Source organism: Gluconacetobacter diazotrophicus PA1 5 (assembly GCF_000021325.1).
GTDB lineage: Bacteria > Pseudomonadota > Alphaproteobacteria > Acetobacterales > Acetobacteraceae > Gluconacetobacter > Gluconacetobacter diazotrophicus.
This window is the reverse complement of sequence record NC_011365.1, coordinates 1,685,537-1,705,064: the sequence shown is the minus strand read 5'-3', so window position 1 is coordinate 1,705,064 and position 19,528 is coordinate 1,685,537. Positions and strand designations below refer to the sequence as shown.

Below are 19,528 nucleotides of genomic sequence, written 5' to 3'. Positions count from 1 at the left end.
CCCGTCCGCTCCGGCGGCGTTTACGAGGGGTGAGGCGGCCTGAACAGCCGCCGCGCCCAGGACAGGACAAGGGCCTGGTAGGCCTCGTTCAGAAGGAGGGTGTGGGAATGGTAATTGCCGATCGCGCGCATCAGGTCGCCATGGGTTTCGTTCAGGTAGGTACGCATGACGGCCCCCGCGGCGCTGATGTTGTAGCAGGGATCGTTCAGCAGCGCGCGATAGACGACCGGGGGAGGGGTATTGGTGAATCGCGCGATCGGGATAACCCAAAGCGTATTCACCTGCATGACGCCCAGGTCGTCCGTGCCGTTCGCATTGTGATGCACCAGGCCGTTCCGTCCGCTCTCCACGGCCTGGATCGACGGCAGCACCCGGGGCGGCAGGTGATAGAACGTCGCGGCCAGCGCCATGCAGCCCAGATACGCCACGCCCATTCGGGTTCTCCCTTTTGCGGATCGACGCAGCTTGTGACGTCTGGTTCTGCCAAATGATACGAAAAAGCATGGCCACGGCCCAGCCCCCGGCCTTTCGTCCCAGAAGTTTGGAAATAAAATTGAAGAATCGGAAACCGGACGACCGCGATGGCGGGTTCACGCTGCTGGAACTGCTGGTGGTCATCGCCATTCTCGGCCTGCTGATCGGCCTGGTCGCGCCCGCGGCCCTGCGGCAGCTCGGCGGGGCGAAGAATTCCGTCGCCCATCAGTCGATCCAGCGCCTGGGCCAGGTCCTGGATCTCTATCGCCTGGATGTCGGGCAGTATCCCAGCACGGAGGAAGGGCTGCAGGCGCTCGTCACCCGTCCGGCAGGGGTGGATAACTGGAACGGCCCGTACGTGAAGGATAACGGCCCGCCGCTGGACCCGTGGCGCCATGCCTACGTCTATCGCAACCCGTCCGAACGCGCGGGGCATGATTACGATCTCTGCTCGGCCGGTTCCGGCGGCAACGCCGCCAGCACGGCGACACAGATCTGCAATCCCTGATCGTGGCGTCCATGCTGCATCTACCCGTCCTTCCCCTGCTCCTGTCCCCCTTCATCGGCTCTTTCCTGGGGGTGCTGGCCGCGCGCCTGCCCCGCAGGCTGCCGGTGGCGCTGGCCCGGTCGGCCTGCCCGCGCTGCGGGGCCGTGCTGCGCCCGCGCGAACTGGTGCCCGTCGTCAGCTATCTGGTGCAGAAGGGACGGTGCCGGTCCTGCGGCGGCGCCATTTCGGCCGGGCATCCCGCCATGGAAGTGGCGGCGCTGCTGGTCGCGGGCCTGGTCCTGCTGGCCGCCGGTCCGTTGCGCGCCGGCACGCCGGCCCCGTTGCTGGTGGTCTGGAGCGGCTGCCTGTTCGGGTGGTGGCTGCTGGTGCTGGCCGCGATCGACCTGAAAAGCTTCCGCCTGCCCGACACGCTGACAGTGCCGTTGATCGCGGCCGGGCTGGGGCTGGCGGCCCTGGGGGGTGCCGCGCCGGTGCTGTGGCACGCCCTGGCGGCGGCGGCGGGGTACGGCGTCTTTCGCGGGATTTCGCTTCTGTATCGCCGGGCGCGCGGCCATGATGGGCTCGGCGGGGGCGATGCCAAGCTGCTGGCCGCCGGGGGGGCGTGGCTCGGTCCCGAATCCCTGCCGCATGTCGTCTTCCTGGGGGCCGTGTTGACGCTGTGCGCGGTCGCGATCGCCCGGCGTGGTGATGTGAATCGCACGCTGATGGTCCCGTTCGGGCCGGGACTGGCGCTGGCGATGTGGGGAATCTGGCTGTGGCAGGCCAGCCTGCTCCGGCCGGACTGGCTGCCCGCATGACCCTCAGGAATGGCGGGGCATCATGATGGACGCGGGATTGGACGCTGACTCGCCGATCGACGCACTGGCGCGTTTGCTGGTCGAGCGGGACCGGTGCGACCCGCGCGCCATCGACCGCGCGCGCCGCGCGGCGGACCAGAATGGCGGGCGCCTGGACCGGATTCTGCTGCAACTGGGGCTGGTGTCGGAACGCGACATGGCCTTGAGCTACGCGGAATTCCTGGACATGCCCCTGGCGTCCGCTGATCTCTACCCCCGGGAACCCGTCCTGACGCAGTATCTCGGCGCCCGCTTCCTGCGTGACATCCATGCGGTGCCGCTGGGCGTGGACGACGGGACGGTCACGCTCGCCCTGCGCGATCCGCTGGACGGCTTCGCCGCCTCGTCGATCGCGGCGGCCACGGGGCTGCGCGTGTCCTGCCGGGTGGCCGTGCCGATCGAACTGGAAGCCGCCCTCGACCGCCTGTACCCGTCCGGGGGCGATGACGGCGTCCAGCCCGACGAGGACACGGCACCGCTGGAAGACGATGCCGAGCGGCTGAAGGACCTGGCGTCCGAGGCCCCGGTGATCCGCCTGGTCAACCAGATCGTCAGCCGCGCCGTGGAAACCCATGCCTCGGACATTCATATCGAACCGTTCGAGGACCGGCTGCGCGTGCGCTATCGCTATGACGGCGTGCTGCACGAGGTCGAAAGTCCCCCCGCGCACCTGATCCCGGCGATCATTTCGCGCATCAAGATCATGGCCCGGCTGGACATCGCGGAACGGCGCCTGCCGCAGGACGGCCGGATCAAGCTGGCCGTGCGCGGGCACGACATCGATTTTCGCGTCTCCACGATCCCCTCGCTGCATGGCGAGACGGTGGTGCTGCGCGTGCTGGACCGTTCCAGCGTGCGGTTCGACTACGCGACGCTGGGCCTGCCGCCGGCCATCGTCGCACGCCTGCGCGGCCTGCTGGCGCTGCCGAACGGCATCGTGCTGGTGACCGGGCCGACCGGGTCGGGCAAGACGACCACGCTCTATACCGGGCTGGCGGACCTGAACGCGGTGACGCGCAAGGTGGTGACGATCGAGGACCCGATCGAATACCAGCTTGGCGGCATCAACCAGGTGCAGGTCCGGCCGCAGATCGGACTGACCTTCGCCGCCCTGCTGCGCGCGATCCTGCGCCAGGACCCCGACGTCATCATGGTCGGTGAAATCCGCGACATCGAAACCGCCCAGATCGCGGTGCAGGCCGCCCTGACCGGCCACCTGGTGCTCTCGACCCTGCATACCAACTCCGCCGCCGCCGCCATCATCCGCCTGCGCGACATGGGGGTGGAGGATTACCTGCTGACGGCCGTGCTGCGCGGCGTGGTGGCGCAGCGGCTGGTCCGGCGGCTGTGCGGCCAGTGCCGGACGCCCTACACCCCGCCCCGGGAACTGGTCGATCGCTTCGACCTGGAAACGCTCGCAGGCGGCGGGCCCGTCACGCTGTTCCATCCCGTGGGTTGCGCCGCCTGCCGGAACACCGGCTATAGCGGCCGGCAGGCCATCGCCGAGCTTCTGGAACCGGACGAGGCGGTGGAACGCCTGATCTTCGCGCGCAGCGACCACCTGGCGATCGAACGCGCGGCGGTCGAGGCCGGAATGGTCCCGATGTTCACCTCCGGCCTGGTCGCGGCCCTGAAGGGCGAGACGACGATCGAGGAAGTGACCCGCAGCGTCCGGGCGGGAACGTGACGGATGGCTGAATTCAGCTTCACCGCCGTCGATGCGCAGGGTGCCCTGGTCCGCGGCACGCTGGAGGGCGAAACGGCGGAAGCCGTCGTGGCCGCCCTGCGGCGGCGGGGGCATATTCCCATGCAGGTCGGCGCCCCCGGCCGGTGGACGCGGACGGTGGCATCGGGGCTGGGCGGCCTGGGCGGCTTGCGCCGCCGCGACCTGCGCCGGGGCGAACTGGCGGCGCTGACGCGGGAACTGGCCGTCATGCTGGGCGCCGGGCAGGATATCGACCGGGCGCTGCGCTTCCTGGTCGAAAGCGTGCCGGGCGCGCGGGCGCGCGCCGTGCTGGGCGGCGTTCGGGACCGGGTGCGCGACGGCCAGACCCTGCACGCGGCGATGGCGCGCTATCCGGGAAGTTTCCCCCGGCTCTATATCGGCATGGTCCGCGCGGCCGAGGCCGGCGGCGACCTGGCGCCGACCATGGACCGGCTGGCGACGCTGCTGGAACGGGAACGCGCGCTGGCCGCCACCGTGCAGTCGGCCATGATCTATCCCTGCATCCTGACGCTCGCGGCCTGCGGGTCCATCGTCCTGCTGCTGACCGAGGTCCTGCCGCAATTCACGCCCCTGTTCGCGCAGAACGGCGCGGAACTGCCGGCCTCGACCCGTCTGATGATCCGGGCCGGCGAACTGCTGGGCCGCTACGGCCTGCTGATCCCGCTGGTCCTGCTGGCGCTGGCCGTGCTGGCGCGCGCCGTCCTGCGGTATCCCGGCGCCAGGCTGCGCCTGGATACGGGGCTGCTGGCCCTGCCGGTCGCGGGCCGCCTGCTGCGCGAGGTCCTGGCGGCGCGCTTCACCCGCATCCTGGGCACGCTGCTGGAAAACGGGGTGCCGATCCTGGGGGCGCTGTCGATCGTGCGCGACGCCATCGGCAACCGCGCGGTGGCGCGGGCCGTCGACGCGGCCACCCAGGCCGCCAAGGGCGGGCGCGGCCTGTCCGCGGCGCTGGAGGCCGCGTCGATCTTCCCCCGCCGCACCGTGCACCTGCTGCGCCTGGGCGAGGAAACGGCCCGGCTGGGGCCGATGGCGCTGCGGGCCGCCGACATCCATGAGGAACAGGTGCGCATCGCCACCCAGCGCCTGGTCGCGCTTCTGGTGCCGGCCATCACCATCATCATGGGGCTGCTGGTGGCCGGGATCGTGTCGTCCCTGCTCCTTGCCATGCTGAGCCTGAACGACCTTGCGAAATAGCCCCCCGGATTCCGGCTTCACCCTGATCGAAATGATCGTGGTCGTCCTGATCCTCGGACTGATCGGGACGGTGCTGCTGACGCGCGGGCCGCTGCATTCCATCACGCTCGATCTGCGCGGGGCGGGGCAGCAGCTGGCGTCCGCGATGCGCCAGACGCGCATGCGGGCCATCGCGTCCGGCACGGCCGCCTTCTTCACGATCGATCCCGCCCGGGGGGATTACGGGGCGGTTCCCGGCACGCGCCAGGCCCTGCCGAACGGGGTGGCGCTGGCCGGCGGCAGTACGACGCGGGTGGTCTTCTACCCCGACGGCAGCGCCTCCGTCGCGCGCATCGGCCTGGTCGAACGGGGGCGGCAGGTCACGCTGCGCACCAGCTGGCTGACCGGCGCGGTCACCGTGGACGGACCATGAGCCCGAGACACGCCCGCGAACGCGGTTTCACCCTGATCGAGGTCCTGGTCGCCTTCGTCATCGTCATGCTGGCGCTGGGCGTGGTGTACGAGGGAATAGCAGGCGGGATCGAGGCGACCCGGATCACCAACCGGACCGAGGAAGCCCTCTCGCGGGCGCAGTCGCACCTGGCCGCCGTGGGGCACGGCATGCGCATCGCCCCCGGGACGCAGGCGGGCGACGACGGCAGTCTCTTCCACTGGCAGGTCCATATCGTGCCCGAACAGTCCGGCCATCGGGGCCAGGGGGTCATCGTGCTGTACCGGGTGGAGGTCAGCGAATCCTGGCCCGATATCGCGGCCCAGGGCGGCCGCCGGACGGTCGTGCTGCGGACGCAACGCCTGGGCGGGGCGGCGGAATGAGCGCCGGACGGTCCTCCGGGCAGCAGGGCTTCACGCTGGTCGAGATCCTGGTCGCCCTGGTCGTCTTTTCCCTGGTGCTTCTGGCGCTGGAACGCGGGTTCCAGGCGGCCACGCTGGTGTTCGAGCGCCAGCGCGGCCTGCTGGCGGCGCAGGCGGAACTGGGGGCGGTCGACCGGTTCCTGCGCGCGCTGGTGCAGTATGCGGATGCCGGCGGCGCACGGACCGGGCCGGTCTTCGTCGGGCGTGCCCACGGGTTCGTGCTGCGCGGCCCGTTGCCCCAGGCGCTCGGCGGTGCCGGGGGCACCGAGCACCTGGGGCAACGGGCCGATTTCCGCCTGTCGGTGGATGGCGGCCACCGGCTGGTCCTGGCCTGGGTACCCTATCGCCACGTGACCGAAACAACGCCTCCGCCCCGGCAGGAGGTCCTTCTGACCGGTGTTCAGGACATCGGCTGTGATTATTATTCCGCCGGGCACTGGGACAGTGGCTGGTACGGGAACGGCCTGCCGGTACTGGTGCGGATTCGTATCGTCTTTCCCGCTGGCGACCGCCGCCGCTGGCCCGATATCGTCGCCGCCCCGGTGACGGAACCCGCGCCCGGGTGAAGAATTTGGTTCAACCCCCCAGAGGACAGGCCAGCACAGTGCCATTGCCCCCCAGATCGCCCGCGTGCGCCCCATGATCATGCGCGACCTGTTCGCATGGTGGTGGCGTCAGGTCCGGGAGATGATTCCGGGCTGGCACCGCCTGTCGCGATCCGCCCGGTCCGTCCTGGTCGTCGAATGGGCGGCCGGGAGGCTGGATCTTTCGCTGCGCAAGGGGGACCGGCAGAACCCCGTCGCCACCTGCGCGATGCGGGACGGCGCGGCCGATGAGGCGGCCATCGGGGCCTGCCGGACAAGCGTGGCCGCGACATGGGCGCGCGACAGGCCGGGCGCCACGGTGCTGCTGCTGCCGCCCGGCATGATGATGCGGCGCGACGTGACGCTGCCGGCGGCGGCCGAGGCGGCGCTCGATAGCGTGCTGGCGTACGAAATGGACCGGCTGACGCCTTTCCCCGCCGACCGGATCGTCTATGCGTACGACGTCCTGCGCCGGGATGCGGACCTGAAGCAGGTGCAGGTCCGGCTGACGATCGTGCCCAGGGCCTCGGTCGCGCCCGTGCTGGGGCTGCTGGACCGGATCGGCCTGCAACCGGACCTGCTGCGCGACGGCCCGCAGGGGGCCGGCATCCCGCTCGATGCCGGTCGCGCCCGCCAGGCGGGGCGGCGCCGGACCCGGCTTGCGGCCGCCTGCGCCGCCGTCCTCCTGCCGCTGGCCGTGGTCGGGGCGGGCTTCTGGCGGCAATCGGTGGAGCAGGATCGTCTCGCGGCCCGGATCGCGACCCTGCGCCCGGCGGCGGACCAGGCCGCCACCCTCCGCCGTCGGATCGAGGACAGTTCGGCCGGAAACGACATCGTCGCCGCCCAGCGGGCCCGGCTGGGCGACCCGATGGAGGTCCTGGCGGCCACGACGCGGCTCCTGCCCGACGATACGGTCCTGACCGACCTGATCCTGCGCCAGGGACAGTTGATCATCAGCGGCCAGTCCGCCACCGCCACCGGCCTGATCGAAACCCTCAGCAAGGACCCCGTCTTCCGCAATCCGGTCTTCGTCGCCCCCGTGACGCGTGTCGAAGGGCAGAATGCCAGCCTGTTTTCCATCCGTGCCGACGTGGGGCGCTGACCATGCCGATCATGAACTCCAGGCCCCGCTCGCTGCATGCCCTGGTCCGGGCGCTGCCGGAAGGACGCGCGGGCCACCTGGCCGCGCTGGGCCTGCTGGTGGCCGCCCTGCTGGCGGCGTGGCTGCTGGTGGTGGCGCCGCTGCTGGATGCCTATGTCCAGCGGGCCCAGGGCCTGGCCCTGCAACGCCAGGCCGTGACGCGGATGGACCGCCTGGCGGCCGCGCTGCCGGCCCTGCGGCAATCCGCCTCGGCCTCGGCGCCCCGGCCCGCGCTGCTGATCGGCGGCGCGACCGACGCCATCGCCAGCGCGAACCTGCAGGACCTGCTGCAGCAGGCCGCGTCCGCGAACGGGGCCACCCTCTCCACCGCCGAAAACGTCCCGGCCGCGATGGTCGGCCGTTACCAGCGGATCGGGCTGCATATCGTCGTCGCGGCGTCGTACCGGAACCTGGTCCGGCTGATCGCGACCCTGGAACGTTCATCGCCGGCGGTCGTTATCGACGGGCTGCATATTCATAAATCGGACAACGAGGACGCGGCGGCCAACATGATGGAATGCGACATGTCCGTGTACGCGTTCCGCCGGAACGAAAACAGGCCGACTCCTCCTCCATCCCCGGAAACACAACCATGACCCGGCCGGTCGGCCGGGACCGGGTCCTGGCATGGTCCGCCGGATTCATGCTGTGCGTGGGGCCGTTTTTCATCCCCCATGCCGGCGCGGCACCCCCGCCGGACGCGGCACGAATCGACGCGTGGCAGCAGGTCATCCTGGCCCGCCCGCTGTTCAGCCATTCCCGCCGTCCCGACGCCACGCCGGACCAGTCCGCGCCCCGGCCCCGGCTGGCCGGCATCGTCGTCAGCGGCGGGCGCAGGCGCGCCATCTTCATGACGCGGGAAGACGGTCCCGGCCAGGTCGTCGATGCCGGCACGACCGTCGGCCCGTGGCAGGTCGTCGCGATCGGCGCAGGCACCGTGCGCGTCCGGGGCGCGGACGGCGAGCAGACCCTGCGGCCGGACCGCGACCGCAGCGCCGATACACCGGCACCGGGCGACGCATCCTCCATCGACAACAGTTCCGGCCTTCCCCGGACAGAAGAACGGATTCCAGGCAACACGCAATGAACAGTGACACGACTTCCCGTCGCGGCATGACCTCCCGCCGTGCGCAGACCGCCTGGACCGGCATCGCCTTGTGTTTTTCGATCGCGGGATGCAGCCCCGACAAGCCGCCGCATGTCTCGCCGCTGGGCGGTCCCCTGCCGCTGGGCGGCACGGCGCCCGACCTGATGGGTGGCCGGATCGAGGGCACGGACCAGGTCGGGCCGGCGCAATACAGCTACGGCCGCGGCGCGCTGCCGCTGATCCGGGGCCAGGGCCGCCCGTACCAGGGCGGGGGCGACATCGCGCTGAATTTCGCCGATACCGATGTCCGTGACGCCGTCTCGCAGATCATGACGGACATCCTGCACGTGAATTACGCGATCGACCCGGCGGTGCACGGGCGCGTGACGCTGCATACGTCCCAGCCCCTGACCGCCGGGCAGCTTCTGCCCGCCCTGCAGATCATCCTGGCCCAGGTGCACGCCGTCCTGATCCAGGCCGACGGGCTGTACCGCATCGTGCCGGCCCAGGCCGATTCGGCAAATCCCCAGTCCAGCGCGGCAGGGATCGCGGAAAACGCGTCGCTGGGCGGCAGCGTCATGGTGCCGCTGCGCTACGCCGATGCCGCAAACCTGGCCAAGGCACTGCAACCGTTCCTGCAGGGCGGCGCCCGCGTCACTCCGGTGGACAGCGCGAACGCCGTGATCGTCAGCGGCGAGCCGTCCGCGCGCAATACGCTGGTCGATGTCATCCATGCCTTCGACGTGGACTGGCTCAGCAGCCAGTCCTATGCCCTCCTGCCGGTGGAATCGGGAAATGCCAGGGATATGGCAACGGCGTTGCAAAGTGCCCTGCATGGCGGCAACCTGGTGCAGGTCCTGCCGCTGGCGCGGGTCAATGCCGTGCTGGTCGTCGCGCGCAGCGCGCGGCAGATCGACGATGCACGGCGCCTCTTTGCGCTGATCGAACGCAATCGGCGCGCGACCATGCGGTCGTGGCATGTGTTCTACGTGCAGAATTCCAGCGTGAACGACGTGACCTATACATTGCAGCAGGCCTTCACGCCGGGCGACGTGACGGCCACGCCGCCCGAAACCACGTCCGGCACGGCCTCGCAACTGGGCCAGTCCGGCTTCACCGGCACCATGGCCAACGCCATGGGCGGCGGCGGGCTGGGCGGCAGCGCGGGCACGGGGAACACCACGGGCCTGATGGGCGGCAGCCAGCAGGGCGGGGTCCAGGCCACCGCCGGCCAGGCACCGACCGGCCAGGCGGGCGGGGGGCCGGCGGCATTCGCCAATCCCCTGCTGGGCGGCCTGGACAACACTGCCAGCGCCGAAGGCCGCCCGCAGGCGATGCGGATCATTTCCAATTCCCAGCATAACGCGATCCTGGTCTACGGGACGGACCAGGAAAGCGACACGGTCGAACAGATGCTGCGCCGGATCGACGTCATGCCGCTGCAGGTCCGCATCGATGCCGTCATCGCCGAGGTGCAGCTGAACGACGCGCTGCAGTACGGCACGCAGTTCTTCTTCAAATCCGGCGGCATCAACGGCGTGCTCAGCACCAACAGCCAGACGATCACCACCGGCACCCTGGCCACCGCCGCCTTCAGCCATACGCTGCCCGGCTTCATCATCGGGGGCGCCAGCGGCGGCGGCGCGCCCTTCGCCATCGACGCGCTGCAGAACGTCACCACCGTCCACGTCCTGTCCTCGCCGCAACTGATGGTCCAGGACAACCGGGCGGCCCGGCTGCAGGTCGGGCAACTGGTGCCGGTCCAGATCGGCTCGCAATCCAGCACCATCGGCACGTCGATCTACAACCAGTTCACCTATCAGCCGACCGGCGTGATCATGCAGGTGACGCCCCATGTCAGCGAGGGCGGGCTGGTCACGCTGGACGTGTCGCAGGAGGTCAGTTCCGTCAGCCCGACCGCCGCCAGCACGGCCAACGCGGCGTCCAATCCCACCTTCAACGACCGTTCGGTCAGTTCCCGCGTCGTGGTCCAGGACGGGCAGACGGTGGGGCTGGCCGGCCTGATCACCGACAGTTCCAGCCGCATCAACAGCGGCATCCCGTGGCTGAAGAACATCCCGGTCCTGGGCGTCCTGGCAGGGAACCAGAACAACAACCGCCAGCGGACGGAATTGCTGATCCTGATGACGCCGCACGTCATCCATGACCAGCGCGACGCGGTCGACCTGATGGAGGATCTGCGCGACACCCATCCCAACGCGGCGAACGTCCCCGACGAATTGCGGGTCATGCGCATGACCGGCAGCGCCGACCCCCAGCAGCGCCTGCGCGAAAAGGTCGGGCTGGGACCGTGACCCGCGAAGGTCGTCGGGATCGGGGCTTCGCCCTGCTGATCGTGCTGTGGACGCTGGTCCTGCTGTCGTTCCTGGCCTCCGTCATCGTCACCTCGGCCGGCCAGCAGCTTCGTACCGTCGCCGCCCTGCGGCGCGCGACCCAGATACAGGCGATGGCGGATGGCGCGGTGTGGGAAGGCGCGTTCCACGCCCTGGACCGGTCCGCCGGGCACTGGGCCGCCGACGGGCGCGACCATGTGCGGCGCGGGGGGGGCATGGCGGTGCGCATCCGCCTGACCAGCGAAGCCGGGCTGGTCAATCCCAATTCCGCGTCCCGTCCGCTGCTGGCCGCGCTGTTGCAGGCCTGCGGCGCGCAGAAACAGCAGGCCGGGACGATCGCCGCCAACATCGCGGACTGGCGCGGCAGCGCCGCCCAGGGCGTGACCCCCCGCACCCGGGCGCTCTATCTCGCGGCCGGGCTGCCTTACACACCCCCGGGCGATCCGTTCCGCAGCGTCGCGGAAGTGGGGCTGGTGCTGGGCATGACGCCGGCATTGTGGCTGGCGGTCCAGCCGCATCTGTCGGTGACGCAGCCCAACGACCCGGACATCGCGATGGCCGATCCCGTGGTGCGCCAGGCCCTCCGCCAGGCCGGGTCGGTCGTCCCGAACGCCCTCGAGGGAAGCCGGTCCGTGACTGTCATCGTCGACGTGGCGGTCGACGATGGCGAAGGGACCCACGCCTCACGCCACGCCGTTATCCTGCTGGCGCCGGACGTGCAGGGCGGCGTGGACGACATGACGCGGATTCTCATGATTCACGCGTGAAGACTGGCCGGCCGCGCCACGGGACCGTGGCCGGACCCGGCCCTTGCCTTCAGTGCTTGATGGTGGACGCGCGATAGATCTTGTCGATCGCCGTCGCCAGCGTCGCATCGAACTCGGCATCGGTCATCGAAACCTTCAGGTCCCCCAGCAGCGCGCGCGAGAAGCTGGCGATCATGCCATGGTTGGCGGACAGCCGTTCGCATGCCTCGTCCAGCGGATAGCCGCCGGACAGCGCCACGACGCGCTGCACCCGCTTGTGCTTCATCAGGTCCAGATAGAAATCCGGTTTTTCCGGGATCGTCAGCTTCAGCATGACCTGATAATCGCCGGGCAGCGCATCCAGCCCCTTGGCCAGTTCATCCCGCAGGATCGCTTCCGCCTTGGCCTTGTCGGGGCTCTTGATCAGGACTTCCGGCTCCAGGATCGGCACCAGGCCGTGGGCCGCGACCTGGCGGGCGATGTCGAACTGCTGCGATGCGATGGCGGCGATGGCTTCGGGATTCGCCAGGTTGACGACCGACCGCTCCTTGGTGCCGTACACGCCCAGCTTCACGGCGCGGGCCAGCAGGTCGTCCAGGCCCGGAATGGGCTTCATCAGGCTGACGCCGTTCGCCTCGGGCTCCAGCCCCTTGTCGATCTTCAGGAAGGGCACGACGCCCCGGTCCTGCCACAGATAGCTGGGGACGGGCTTGCCCTCCACCAGGCCGTCCATCGTGCGCTCGAACAGGATGGCGGCAATGATCTTGTCCCCGGTAAAGGACGGGGCCGTGATGATGCGCACGCGCATCTCGTGCATCAGCGTGAACATCTCCTCGTCGCCGCTATAGGCGCTGTCGGGGATGCCGTAATGGCGCAGCGCGCCGGGGGTCGATCCGCCGCTCTGGTCCAATGCAGCGAGAAATCCAGGCTTTTCAGAAAGTTGCGCCCTCATGCGATCAATTGACATGATTTTTTGTCCTCCCCAGAGTGCGAGCGGCATGATCGGGCGTCAGGTCCAGAACTTCAATCCTGAAACTGTTTCCAGGCGACCATCCGGTCCCGGAGAGTGATGACTTTGCCGTCAGCGGTAAAGGTCCCGTTGCCCTTGTGGTGCGGGACCGGGGTCCAGGCGTCACCGGCTGGCCGGCGCGTCCTCGTCCAGGCGGCGAAGATAATCCGCCAGGACGACGGCTTCGTTATGATCCGGGTCGTGGGCGGCGTACACCAATGTCACCGGACCCTGCCGGCCCAGCCGCTCCACCTGTTCGACCGCGGCCGGATTGGCCTTCAGTTCCGCGCGATAACGCCGCTGGAACTCCGTCCAGCGTTCCGGGTCATGGCCGAACCATAGGCGCAGTTCCGTCGATGGCGCGATGTCCTTCAGCCACAGCGTCAGGGCCGCCCGCGCCTTGCTCATCCCGCGCGGCCACAGCCGGTCCACCAGGATGCGCGCGCCTTCTGCGGGTTCCGGCGGATCATAGATCCGCCGGACATGTATGGCTGAACGGCGTGTCACATCACCAATGCCCCGTCATGCGCCGAACCGAAGAATTCATGGCGCACCCGTCCGGCCGGCACGCCGGCCGCCTTCAGGGTGGAAACGGCATCGCGCATGAAATCGTCGGGGCCGCAGACGTAATAGGTGGCATCCGCCGCCAGGTTCGCACGCAGCCAGTCCATCGTCATACGCCCGGTATGGTGCGCGGTTCCGGCGTCCTCCCCGTCCGCCGGCGCCCGGCGGCTGTAGAACACGTCGCCGCGAATCCGCCCCTCCGCCGCCAGCCGCCGGACGTGCCGTCCGAATGCCTCGGTGTCCGGTGTGCGCGTGGCATGGATATAATGGATGGACGGGGCGTCCGCCCGGGCTGCCAGCGCGTCCAGCATCGAGATCATGGGCGTCAGCCCCACCCCGGCGCTCAGCAGCACGATGGCGGGCGGCAGGGGATCGGCCAGCGTGAAATCGCCGGCGGGGGCGGACACCTGCAGGACCGTGCCCTCGCGCACGTCGTCATGCAGCCAGCCGGACACCGCGCCGCCCGGAATCCGCCGGACGCTGATCCGGTAGGACCCGTCATCCGGCGCCGACGAGATACTGTAGTTGCGCCGTTGCGACCCCAGGCCCGGCACGTCCAGCCGGAAGCTGAGATATTGTCCGGGGCGGTGGCGCATCACCGGCGCCCCATCGACCGGCACCAGTTCGAACGACGTCACGGTCTCGCTCTCGCGCGTGCGTCGGCGCACGGTGAAGGGGCGCCACCCCGTCCAGCCGCCCGGCGCCGCCGCATGGGCGTCATAGATCTGCGCCTCGCGCCCGATCAGGATGTCGGCCAGGAACCAGTAGGCCTTGCCCCATGCGTCCAGGATCTCGGGCGTGGCGGCGTCGCTCAGCACATGCGCGATCGCACCCAGCAGGGCCTCGGCCACGAACGGGTAATGCTCCGCCCGGATATTCAGTCCGACATGCTTTTCGGCAATCCGTTCGACCATGCCGCCCAGCGCGCCCGGATTGTCGATGTTGCGCGCATAGGCCAGCACCGCCAGGGCCAGCGCCGTGGGCTGCTCGCCATCCTTCTGGTGCGACAGGTTGAACAGGTCGCGGATCTCGGGGTTGGCCAGCAGGCGCCGGTACATTTCGGTCGTGATCGCCAGTCCATGCGCTTCCAGCGCCGGCACGCAGGCGGAAACGATGGCGCGGGTCTTGTCGTCCAGGGGGGAAGCCATCATGCGCTCCAAAGATGTAAAAACGATGCATCTTTTGCGCCGCTGGATAAAGATGTCAATTATGGATATCTTTTAGCGATGCGCCTGACCCTGCATACCGACTATGCCCTCAGAACATTGATCTATCTGGGCACCCGCACGGACCGCCTGGTATCGATCCATGAGATCGCGCAGGCCTACGGCATTTCGGAAAATCACCTGATGAAGATCATCCACCGCCTGGGTCGCGGCGGGTTCATCGAAACCGTGCGCGGGCGCGGCGGCGGGCTGCGGCTGGCCCGCGCCGCGGACGCGATCCGCATCGGCGACGTGGTCCGCTACACCGAAGAGGACATGGCCCTGGTCGGCTGCATGCAGGGCGACGACCCGTCGGCCCCCGATGCACGCCCCTGCGTCCTGGCCGATGCCTGCCGCCTGAAGGGCGTGCTGGGCGAGGCCCTGGGCGCCTTCACCGCGGTGCTGGACCGCTACACGCTGGCCGACATGATCACGGAGCGCACGCGCGGCGTCCTGTCCTGACCGACGCTCCATTCCACGTCGCTTCGCGTCGCGGGCGCGTCGACGCCCAGCAGCGCGTACCATCGCGCCAGAACGATTGGCAGAGCGAACACCTCCGCCCGCTTCCGCGCGCCGACCGAGAGACGTGCGCGCCGAACGGGGTCCGTCATCAGTGCTCGCAATGCTCCGGCCAGTCCGGCGACATCGCCCTGCGGCACGAGCACCCCGCTTTCACCGTCGATGATGATCTCGGACGGCCCGGTCTCGCAGTTGAAAGCGACAGCGGGGACGCCGGCGGCCGCGGCTTCCAGCAGCACCATGGGAAATCCTTCGAACCGCGATGCGCAGCAATAGAGGGCGGCCCTGGCATAATACGTCTCGATCGCCACGGTGGCGGGGGCCAGTTCGATGCGCTCTCCCAATTCCGCGTCCGCGATCTGGCGTTCGAGGACCCCGCGCAGCGGCCCGTCGCCGACGATGGCCAGCCGCCAGGCCGCCAGCGCGGGATCGCGCGCGAGAAGCCGCCATGCCTCGATCAGCCGGTCGTATCCCTTTTGCGGCACAAGACGGCCGACCGCGAGGACCACGCGCGATTCGACCGGATAGGCCGTGCGCCACACAGGCGGCGCCGCATTGGAAATCGCGGTGAGATGCGCGCGCATCCCCGTCCCGATTCCCATACGGCACATGGTTATGTCGCGTTGGGTCAGCGTCACCACGTCATCCGCCCAGCGCCCCGCGACGCGGCGTCCCCAGCGCCGTGGGCGTCGTCCGAGATCGACGCCGAAATTGAAATGCTCCCACACCACGCACCGTACGCCAGTGCCCGCCAGGGCAGGGATCGCATAGAGCGCATGGGTGGATTCCACGACGATCAGCACGTCGATCGCATGCATGCGGACATAGGCGCGCAACCGGTGCACGAGACGCGGCCATGCGCCGAGGACCGAGATCTTGCGCGCGCTCAGCGCCGCGCGTCGAATCGAGGGATCAAACGGGAACGGCGCCGGCCCGACGGGAAAGACTTCCAGTAGATGGATGGCCTCGAAGCCGCCCCGTTCGGCCAGTCCCGTCATGACCTGACAGGCGGCGCGCTCCGTCCCGCCCAGCGCGCCAATATGCTCGATCAGGAAGCAGCACCGTAACGCCTTCACCTTGCCTGGACCGTCTGATCGACGGTCCAGGGCTTCGGCGTCAGTCACTCCCCGATCCGGCTCTGAGCAAGACCGACGGTGCCGGGGCGGCGTCTCCGGGCCGTCCGGAAACCGCCCCCCAATGCGTCGAACGGCTCGTGTAATTCTGCTTTGAGGTCGTCGATGTGCATCCCCACGGGCTTCTGTGCCATAAGCGGGACTCCTTCAAACGCGCCTGGCGGCAACCGGGCGCTATCGTTGGTCCGACCGCGCATGTCTTTGACGGAGGGAATGCCATGAGAATGGCACATCCGATATGTTTCGCAATGGTAGAATCGCAGTTATTAGACCCAGTGCGGAAGTTTTCTGGGGATAAGTTCCGTAGACCTTTAAAATGAATGGCATTTCTGGGGACGTATCTCCGCCGGACAGGGATTATTCCGTTCCGGAAGAGAGGGGAGGCACGGAAGATCGTTCGGAACGGCTACGGCAGGCCATCCGCATGGGGGGCGGCAACCTGAAAGTCGCCGCCGCGTCCGGGGTGCCTCTTGGATCGCTGAACAATTATCTCGCTGGACGCGAGATGAAGGCGTCCACGGCATTCAGGATCGCACGGGCCTGCGGGGTGTCGCTCGAATGGCTTGTCACGGGTGCCGATAGCGGAACGGGCCCAGTCCCGGATGCGGCACAGTTCGACGAGTACCTGGTGGTTCCACGCTATGACGATGAACTGGCCGCCGGATCGGGGTCTGTCGCCACGGATCAGGCTCCTGTGGAGGCGATCGGCGTGGGGCGGTCGCTGCTGCCCCAATCGGTGTGGGCCGCGCGTGACAGGCTCGTGGCACTCACGGTCCGTGGAGACAGCATGGAGCCCACGCTTTCCAATGGCGACCTGGTCTTCGTCGATCGCGCGAGGGAACGCCTGGTTTCGGGCGCGATCTACGTCATCCGTGCCGGAGAGCAACTCCTGGTCAAGCGTCTGGAGCAGAGGATAGACGGTGACCTGGTCGTGACAAGCGACAATAAAAGATATTCGGAACAGGTCGTCAGTGCCGAACAGGCACGTCAGTTGTGGAACGGGGGCAACGCTCCGGCCACGATCGTCGGCCGCATCGTCTGGCGCTCGGGTGCGACAGCATGACCGGGTCCGGACCTCCGATCATGCGCCGTTTTCCTCGTCGTCCGGCAGGGCGGTGACAAAGGCGCAGACCAGCGCGCTGTAGAGTTGGTGGCGACGGTGGTCGCGCACATAGCGCGGCGTGATCTGCGCCACGCGCGATTTGGTCCGTACCGACGCGTACCAGTGTACGACGCAGGTTCGCGGGCGCAGCACCTCCCGCGCCCGGACCTGCCGGCTGAAGCGGAAAAGATGCTCTGAAATCTCGGGCGGCACCGGGTAGAACACGGCCGGATCGTGGACGGTCAGGTCGCCGGTCCAGTCAGGTCCGGCCTGCCGCTGCAGCAGATGCGGTCCCAGGGCATAGGGCCGCACCCGCTGTTCCGTGGACAGGGCCAGCATGGCATGCAGGCAGGCGTCGATCCACGGGGCGCCCGGCTCCGCACCCAGCACGGCATTGTTCATGCCGCGCGGATAGAAATGCTCGATATGGCGAAAACCCTTCCAGCCATGCGGGATGATGCGGAACGCCTTGCGCGCCAGGGACAGCCCGACATGCCGCGCCCGGACGGCGGGCGAACGCGACGTGCGCACGGCATGCGGCCATACGATGCGCTCGGTGCCGACGAATTGCCGGGCGCCCAGCAAGGGACGGAACGATGCCGTCGTGATCGTGTCCATGTCCAGATACACGCCGCCTTCCCGATACAGGATCGCGACCCGCAGAATATCCGCCCGCTGCACCGGCGTAGCCACCGAATCATAGAACGCGACCAGTCGGCCCGCGTCGAGGCCCGCCGCCCGTTCCACCTCCGTCAGGTACCGGACCGGGTCGATGTGCGAAAGCCGGACCTTCGGCGCGCGTTCCAGCGCCCGCCGCTCCGGTCCCTCCGCCAGCGCGTCGGTGTGATGCAGGACGATATCGGCCATCCCGCTGTTCTCGGCGGCCGAAAGGACGGCGAAGACATAGGCCCAGGGAAGGGTCGGACCGATCCAGCAGAAATGTACACAGGCGGGTATTGTCATGACGTCCGGCTTGCAGGGGAAAGATACAGGAGGCAAGGGCCTTCCCGCCTTCTATCGTAACGGGGCCCCGGTGCCATCAGGCCGGCTCAGGATGACGATCCGGGCGAAGCGCGTGTCGCGGATGGTATAGGTCCGGTGGATGAAATCGGTAATGGGCGTCGGACCGTTCATGGCGGCCCGTGACGCGGGTGCCGCGGCATCCAGCACGAAGGCGGCATAGGCCCCGCGCGTGACCGCGTCGCGGAACGGGGTCATGGACGCACCCGTCGCGATTGCCAGGTTGGCGTTGAACAGGTCGATGACGAAGGGCTTGCCCGCCCAGTAGCACAGCAGCGGGGCCTCGCATCCGACCGGGCCGGGGATGGCGGCGATGCGATCTATAGCTTGCTGCCATGCGTCGCGTTCATGCTGCAAGGCGGACAAGTCACGCATGGCGTGGGGCAGGGTGACCGGCAACTCGATCAGAGCGGGCAGCATCGCCACCAGCGCCAGCCTCCGGCGTTGGCGGTCCGTGCGGACCAGCGGGCTGGACAGGGCCACGCCGGTCGCGAGCGACAGCGCGATCAGAAGCTCGAACTGCGCATTGTATGCTACCCCGACGCCGGTCCGCTGCACGACGCCCAGCCCCAGCGCGAGCATGGTGAACAGGCAGACGAAGCCATAGGGGCTGCCCATCGACCCGCGTTGCCGCCAGGTCAGCCACAGCGGCGGAACCATACCAACCATGCCGACCGCGTTGGTCAGTCCCAGGATCGCGCGCCGGGCAAGGTACAGCCGCTTGTATCCAAGGATGTCGGCAAACATCTGTTCGCCTTCCAGCCCGCCCAGGATCGACACGGTGGCGGCTATCCCAACGATGCCGCAGGCACACCAGGCCAGGGCGGCGCGCCGGTCGCGCAGCGCCAGCCAGGTCGTCAACGACAGTGGCAGGGCCAGGATATTGTGCTTGATCAGCCCACCCACCACCATCAACCCTGCGGCGAGGCAGATTCCGCCCGGACGCGTGACGGGCAGCGTGCTGCGCAGGACAATCGCGCAGGCCGCCAGCATCAGCGCGTGGGCCAGCCATTGCGGATCGTCCGTCCCGATATAGATGGGATAGAACGATGCCCCGCACAGCACGAACAGCAGCGCCCCGAACAGCGCGCCCTGCCACGACGCGCCCAACTGCCGCGCGATGTGCGCGATCAGGGCCGCGCAGGCCAGGAAGGATGCCATCGCCACCAGCCGCCCGGCCAGCAGGACATCGCCGCATATCCACCCCAGCGCGCCGACAACGTAGAATGACAGCGGGGGATAATTGTCGAAGACCATGCTGTCCGCGCCGGGATAGAGCGGACCCAGGGCGGGATGGATCGCCCGCATCGCGAAATAGGCGTTCCACCCTTCGTTATGATTCAGCGGGACATGCGCGCCCATCGCAAGGATGGGGTAGGCGAGCAGGATGCCACCGAGCAGCATCATCGCCGTCAGGACCGGCGTCAGCGACTGTCTCATCACAGGGCGGATCGCGGTGTCCGCGCTGGTGGCC

Annotated in this window: 21 protein-coding genes; 14 read left to right on the top strand and 7 right to left on the bottom strand. The window is 68.7% G+C overall.

Going from position 1 to position 19,528, the window contains the following annotated elements; translation table 11 throughout:
• Positions 1 to 20: 20 nt before the first annotated feature.
• On the bottom strand, positions 21 to 434 hold the full coding sequence (locus GDIA_RS07630; RefSeq protein ID WP_012222906.1) for a lytic transglycosylase domain-containing protein: 414 nt from the start codon (positions 432 to 434) through the stop codon (positions 21 to 23).
• Positions 435 to 553: 119 nt separating this feature from the next.
• Here GDIA_RS07630 and gspG point away from each other — a divergent pair, with 119 nt between their 5' ends.
• The 12 genes from gspG (at position 554) to GDIA_RS07570 (ending at position 11,523) form a co-directional block, all read left to right on the top strand.
• Positions 554 to 982 carry a type II secretion system major pseudopilin GspG gene (gene gspG, locus GDIA_RS07625; protein WP_012553830.1) on the top strand — a complete coding sequence of 143 codons (429 nt, stop codon included), beginning with the start codon at positions 554 to 556 and terminating at the stop codon, positions 980 to 982.
• A gap of 11 nt (positions 983 to 993) precedes the next feature.
• The gene (locus GDIA_RS07620) at positions 994 to 1,779 is read left to right on the top strand and encodes a prepilin peptidase (protein ID WP_012222910.1); all 786 of its coding nucleotides are present in this window, start codon (positions 994 to 996) and stop codon (positions 1,777 to 1,779) included.
• A gap of 37 nt (positions 1,780 to 1,816) precedes the next feature.
• A complete protein-coding gene (locus GDIA_RS07615) occupies positions 1,817 to 3,505 on the top strand; it encodes a GspE/PulE family protein (RefSeq protein ID WP_231854191.1) in 1,689 nt (562 codons plus the stop codon).
• A gap of 3 nt (positions 3,506 to 3,508) precedes the next feature.
• Positions 3,509 to 4,738 carry a type II secretion system F family protein gene (locus GDIA_RS07610; protein WP_012222914.1) on the top strand — a complete coding sequence of 410 codons (1,230 nt, stop codon included), beginning with the start codon at positions 3,509 to 3,511 and terminating at the stop codon, positions 4,736 to 4,738.
• Complete coding sequence (locus GDIA_RS07605) at positions 4,728 to 5,150, top strand: GspH/FimT family pseudopilin (protein WP_012222916.1); 423 nt, start codon at positions 4,728 to 4,730, stop codon at positions 5,148 to 5,150. The genes GDIA_RS07610 and GDIA_RS07605 overlap by 11 nt, the downstream gene beginning before the upstream one ends.
• The gene (locus GDIA_RS07600; protein WP_012222918.1) at positions 5,147 to 5,551 is read left to right on the top strand and encodes a type II secretion system protein; all 405 of its coding nucleotides are present in this window, start codon (positions 5,147 to 5,149) and stop codon (positions 5,549 to 5,551) included. Before GDIA_RS07605 ends, GDIA_RS07600 begins: the two co-directional genes overlap by 4 nt.
• Entirely contained in the window at positions 5,548 to 6,156 is a 609-nt protein-coding gene (locus GDIA_RS07595; RefSeq protein ID WP_012553829.1) for a prepilin-type N-terminal cleavage/methylation domain-containing protein, read from the top strand. Before GDIA_RS07600 ends, GDIA_RS07595 begins: the two co-directional genes overlap by 4 nt.
• Before the next feature lie 73 nt (positions 6,157 to 6,229).
• Positions 6,230 to 7,276: a PilN domain-containing protein gene (locus GDIA_RS07590; protein WP_012222922.1), complete on the top strand. Its 1,047-nt coding sequence runs from the start codon at positions 6,230 to 6,232 to the stop codon at positions 7,274 to 7,276.
• A gap of 11 nt (positions 7,277 to 7,287) precedes the next feature.
• Positions 7,288 to 7,911 (top strand): type II secretion system protein GspM, encoded by a 624-nt coding sequence (gene gspM / locus GDIA_RS07585; protein WP_231854192.1) that lies wholly within the window; start codon positions 7,288 to 7,290, stop codon positions 7,909 to 7,911.
• Complete coding sequence (locus tag GDIA_RS07580) at positions 7,908 to 8,402, top strand: hypothetical protein (protein WP_012222924.1); 495 nt, start codon at positions 7,908 to 7,910, stop codon at positions 8,400 to 8,402. The genes gspM and GDIA_RS07580 overlap by 4 nt, the downstream gene beginning before the upstream one ends.
• A 26-nt stretch (positions 8,403 to 8,428) precedes the next feature.
• Positions 8,429 to 10,717 (top strand): type II secretion system secretin GspD, encoded by a 2,289-nt coding sequence (gene gspD, locus GDIA_RS07575; RefSeq protein ID WP_244455121.1) that lies wholly within the window; start codon positions 8,429 to 8,431, stop codon positions 10,715 to 10,717.
• Positions 10,714 to 11,523: a type II secretion system minor pseudopilin gene (locus tag GDIA_RS07570; RefSeq protein ID WP_012553827.1), complete on the top strand. Its 810-nt coding sequence runs from the start codon at positions 10,714 to 10,716 to the stop codon at positions 11,521 to 11,523. The genes gspD and GDIA_RS07570 overlap by 4 nt, the downstream gene beginning before the upstream one ends.
• Before the next feature lie 49 nt (positions 11,524 to 11,572).
• Here the strand turns inward: GDIA_RS07570 and GDIA_RS07565 are convergent, their stop codons facing one another.
• The 3 genes from GDIA_RS07565 to hmpA form a co-directional block, all read right to left on the bottom strand.
• Positions 11,573 to 12,469 (bottom strand): fructose bisphosphate aldolase, encoded by an 897-nt coding sequence (locus GDIA_RS07565; RefSeq protein WP_012553826.1) that lies wholly within the window; start codon positions 12,467 to 12,469, stop codon positions 11,573 to 11,575.
• A 165-nt stretch (positions 12,470 to 12,634) separates the two neighbouring features.
• Complete coding sequence (locus GDIA_RS07560) at positions 12,635 to 13,018, bottom strand: DUF488 domain-containing protein (protein ID WP_012553825.1); 384 nt, start codon at positions 13,016 to 13,018, stop codon at positions 12,635 to 12,637.
• Complete coding sequence (gene hmpA, locus GDIA_RS07555) at positions 13,015 to 14,223, bottom strand: NO-inducible flavohemoprotein (RefSeq protein ID WP_012553824.1); 1,209 nt, start codon at positions 14,221 to 14,223, stop codon at positions 13,015 to 13,017. Before hmpA ends, GDIA_RS07560 begins: the two co-directional genes overlap by 4 nt.
• Positions 14,224 to 14,301: 78 nt before the next feature.
• Here hmpA and GDIA_RS07550 point away from each other — a divergent pair, with 78 nt between their 5' ends.
• The gene (locus tag GDIA_RS07550) at positions 14,302 to 14,742 is read left to right on the top strand and encodes an Rrf2 family transcriptional regulator (RefSeq protein ID WP_012222930.1); all 441 of its coding nucleotides are present in this window, start codon (positions 14,302 to 14,304) and stop codon (positions 14,740 to 14,742) included.
• On the opposite strand, the gene GDIA_RS07545 is transcribed toward GDIA_RS07550, so the two are convergent.
• Positions 14,691 to 15,923, bottom strand: coding sequence for a glycosyltransferase family 4 protein (locus GDIA_RS07545; RefSeq protein ID WP_081434711.1), 1,233 nt, complete (start codon positions 15,921 to 15,923; stop codon positions 14,691 to 14,693). The two genes, GDIA_RS07550 and GDIA_RS07545, sit on opposite strands and share 52 nt — an antisense overlap.
• Before the next feature lie 433 nt (positions 15,924 to 16,356).
• Here GDIA_RS07545 and GDIA_RS07540 point away from each other — a divergent pair, with 433 nt between their 5' ends.
• Complete coding sequence (locus tag GDIA_RS07540) at positions 16,357 to 16,995, top strand: XRE family transcriptional regulator (protein WP_012553821.1); 639 nt, start codon at positions 16,357 to 16,359, stop codon at positions 16,993 to 16,995.
• Positions 16,996 to 17,013: 18 nt separating this feature from the next.
• On the opposite strand, the gene GDIA_RS07535 is transcribed toward GDIA_RS07540, so the two are convergent.
• Both GDIA_RS07535 and GDIA_RS07530 read right to left on the bottom strand, forming a co-directional pair.
• Positions 17,014 to 17,997: a glycosyltransferase gene (locus GDIA_RS07535; RefSeq protein WP_012553820.1), complete on the bottom strand. Its 984-nt coding sequence runs from the start codon at positions 17,995 to 17,997 to the stop codon at positions 17,014 to 17,016.
• 51 nt (positions 17,998 to 18,048) lie between these two features.
• Complete coding sequence (locus GDIA_RS07530) at positions 18,049 to 19,494, bottom strand: putative glycosyltransferase family protein (RefSeq protein ID WP_012553819.1); 1,446 nt, start codon at positions 19,492 to 19,494, stop codon at positions 18,049 to 18,051.
• Between the last annotated feature and the right edge of the window lie 34 nt (positions 19,495 to 19,528).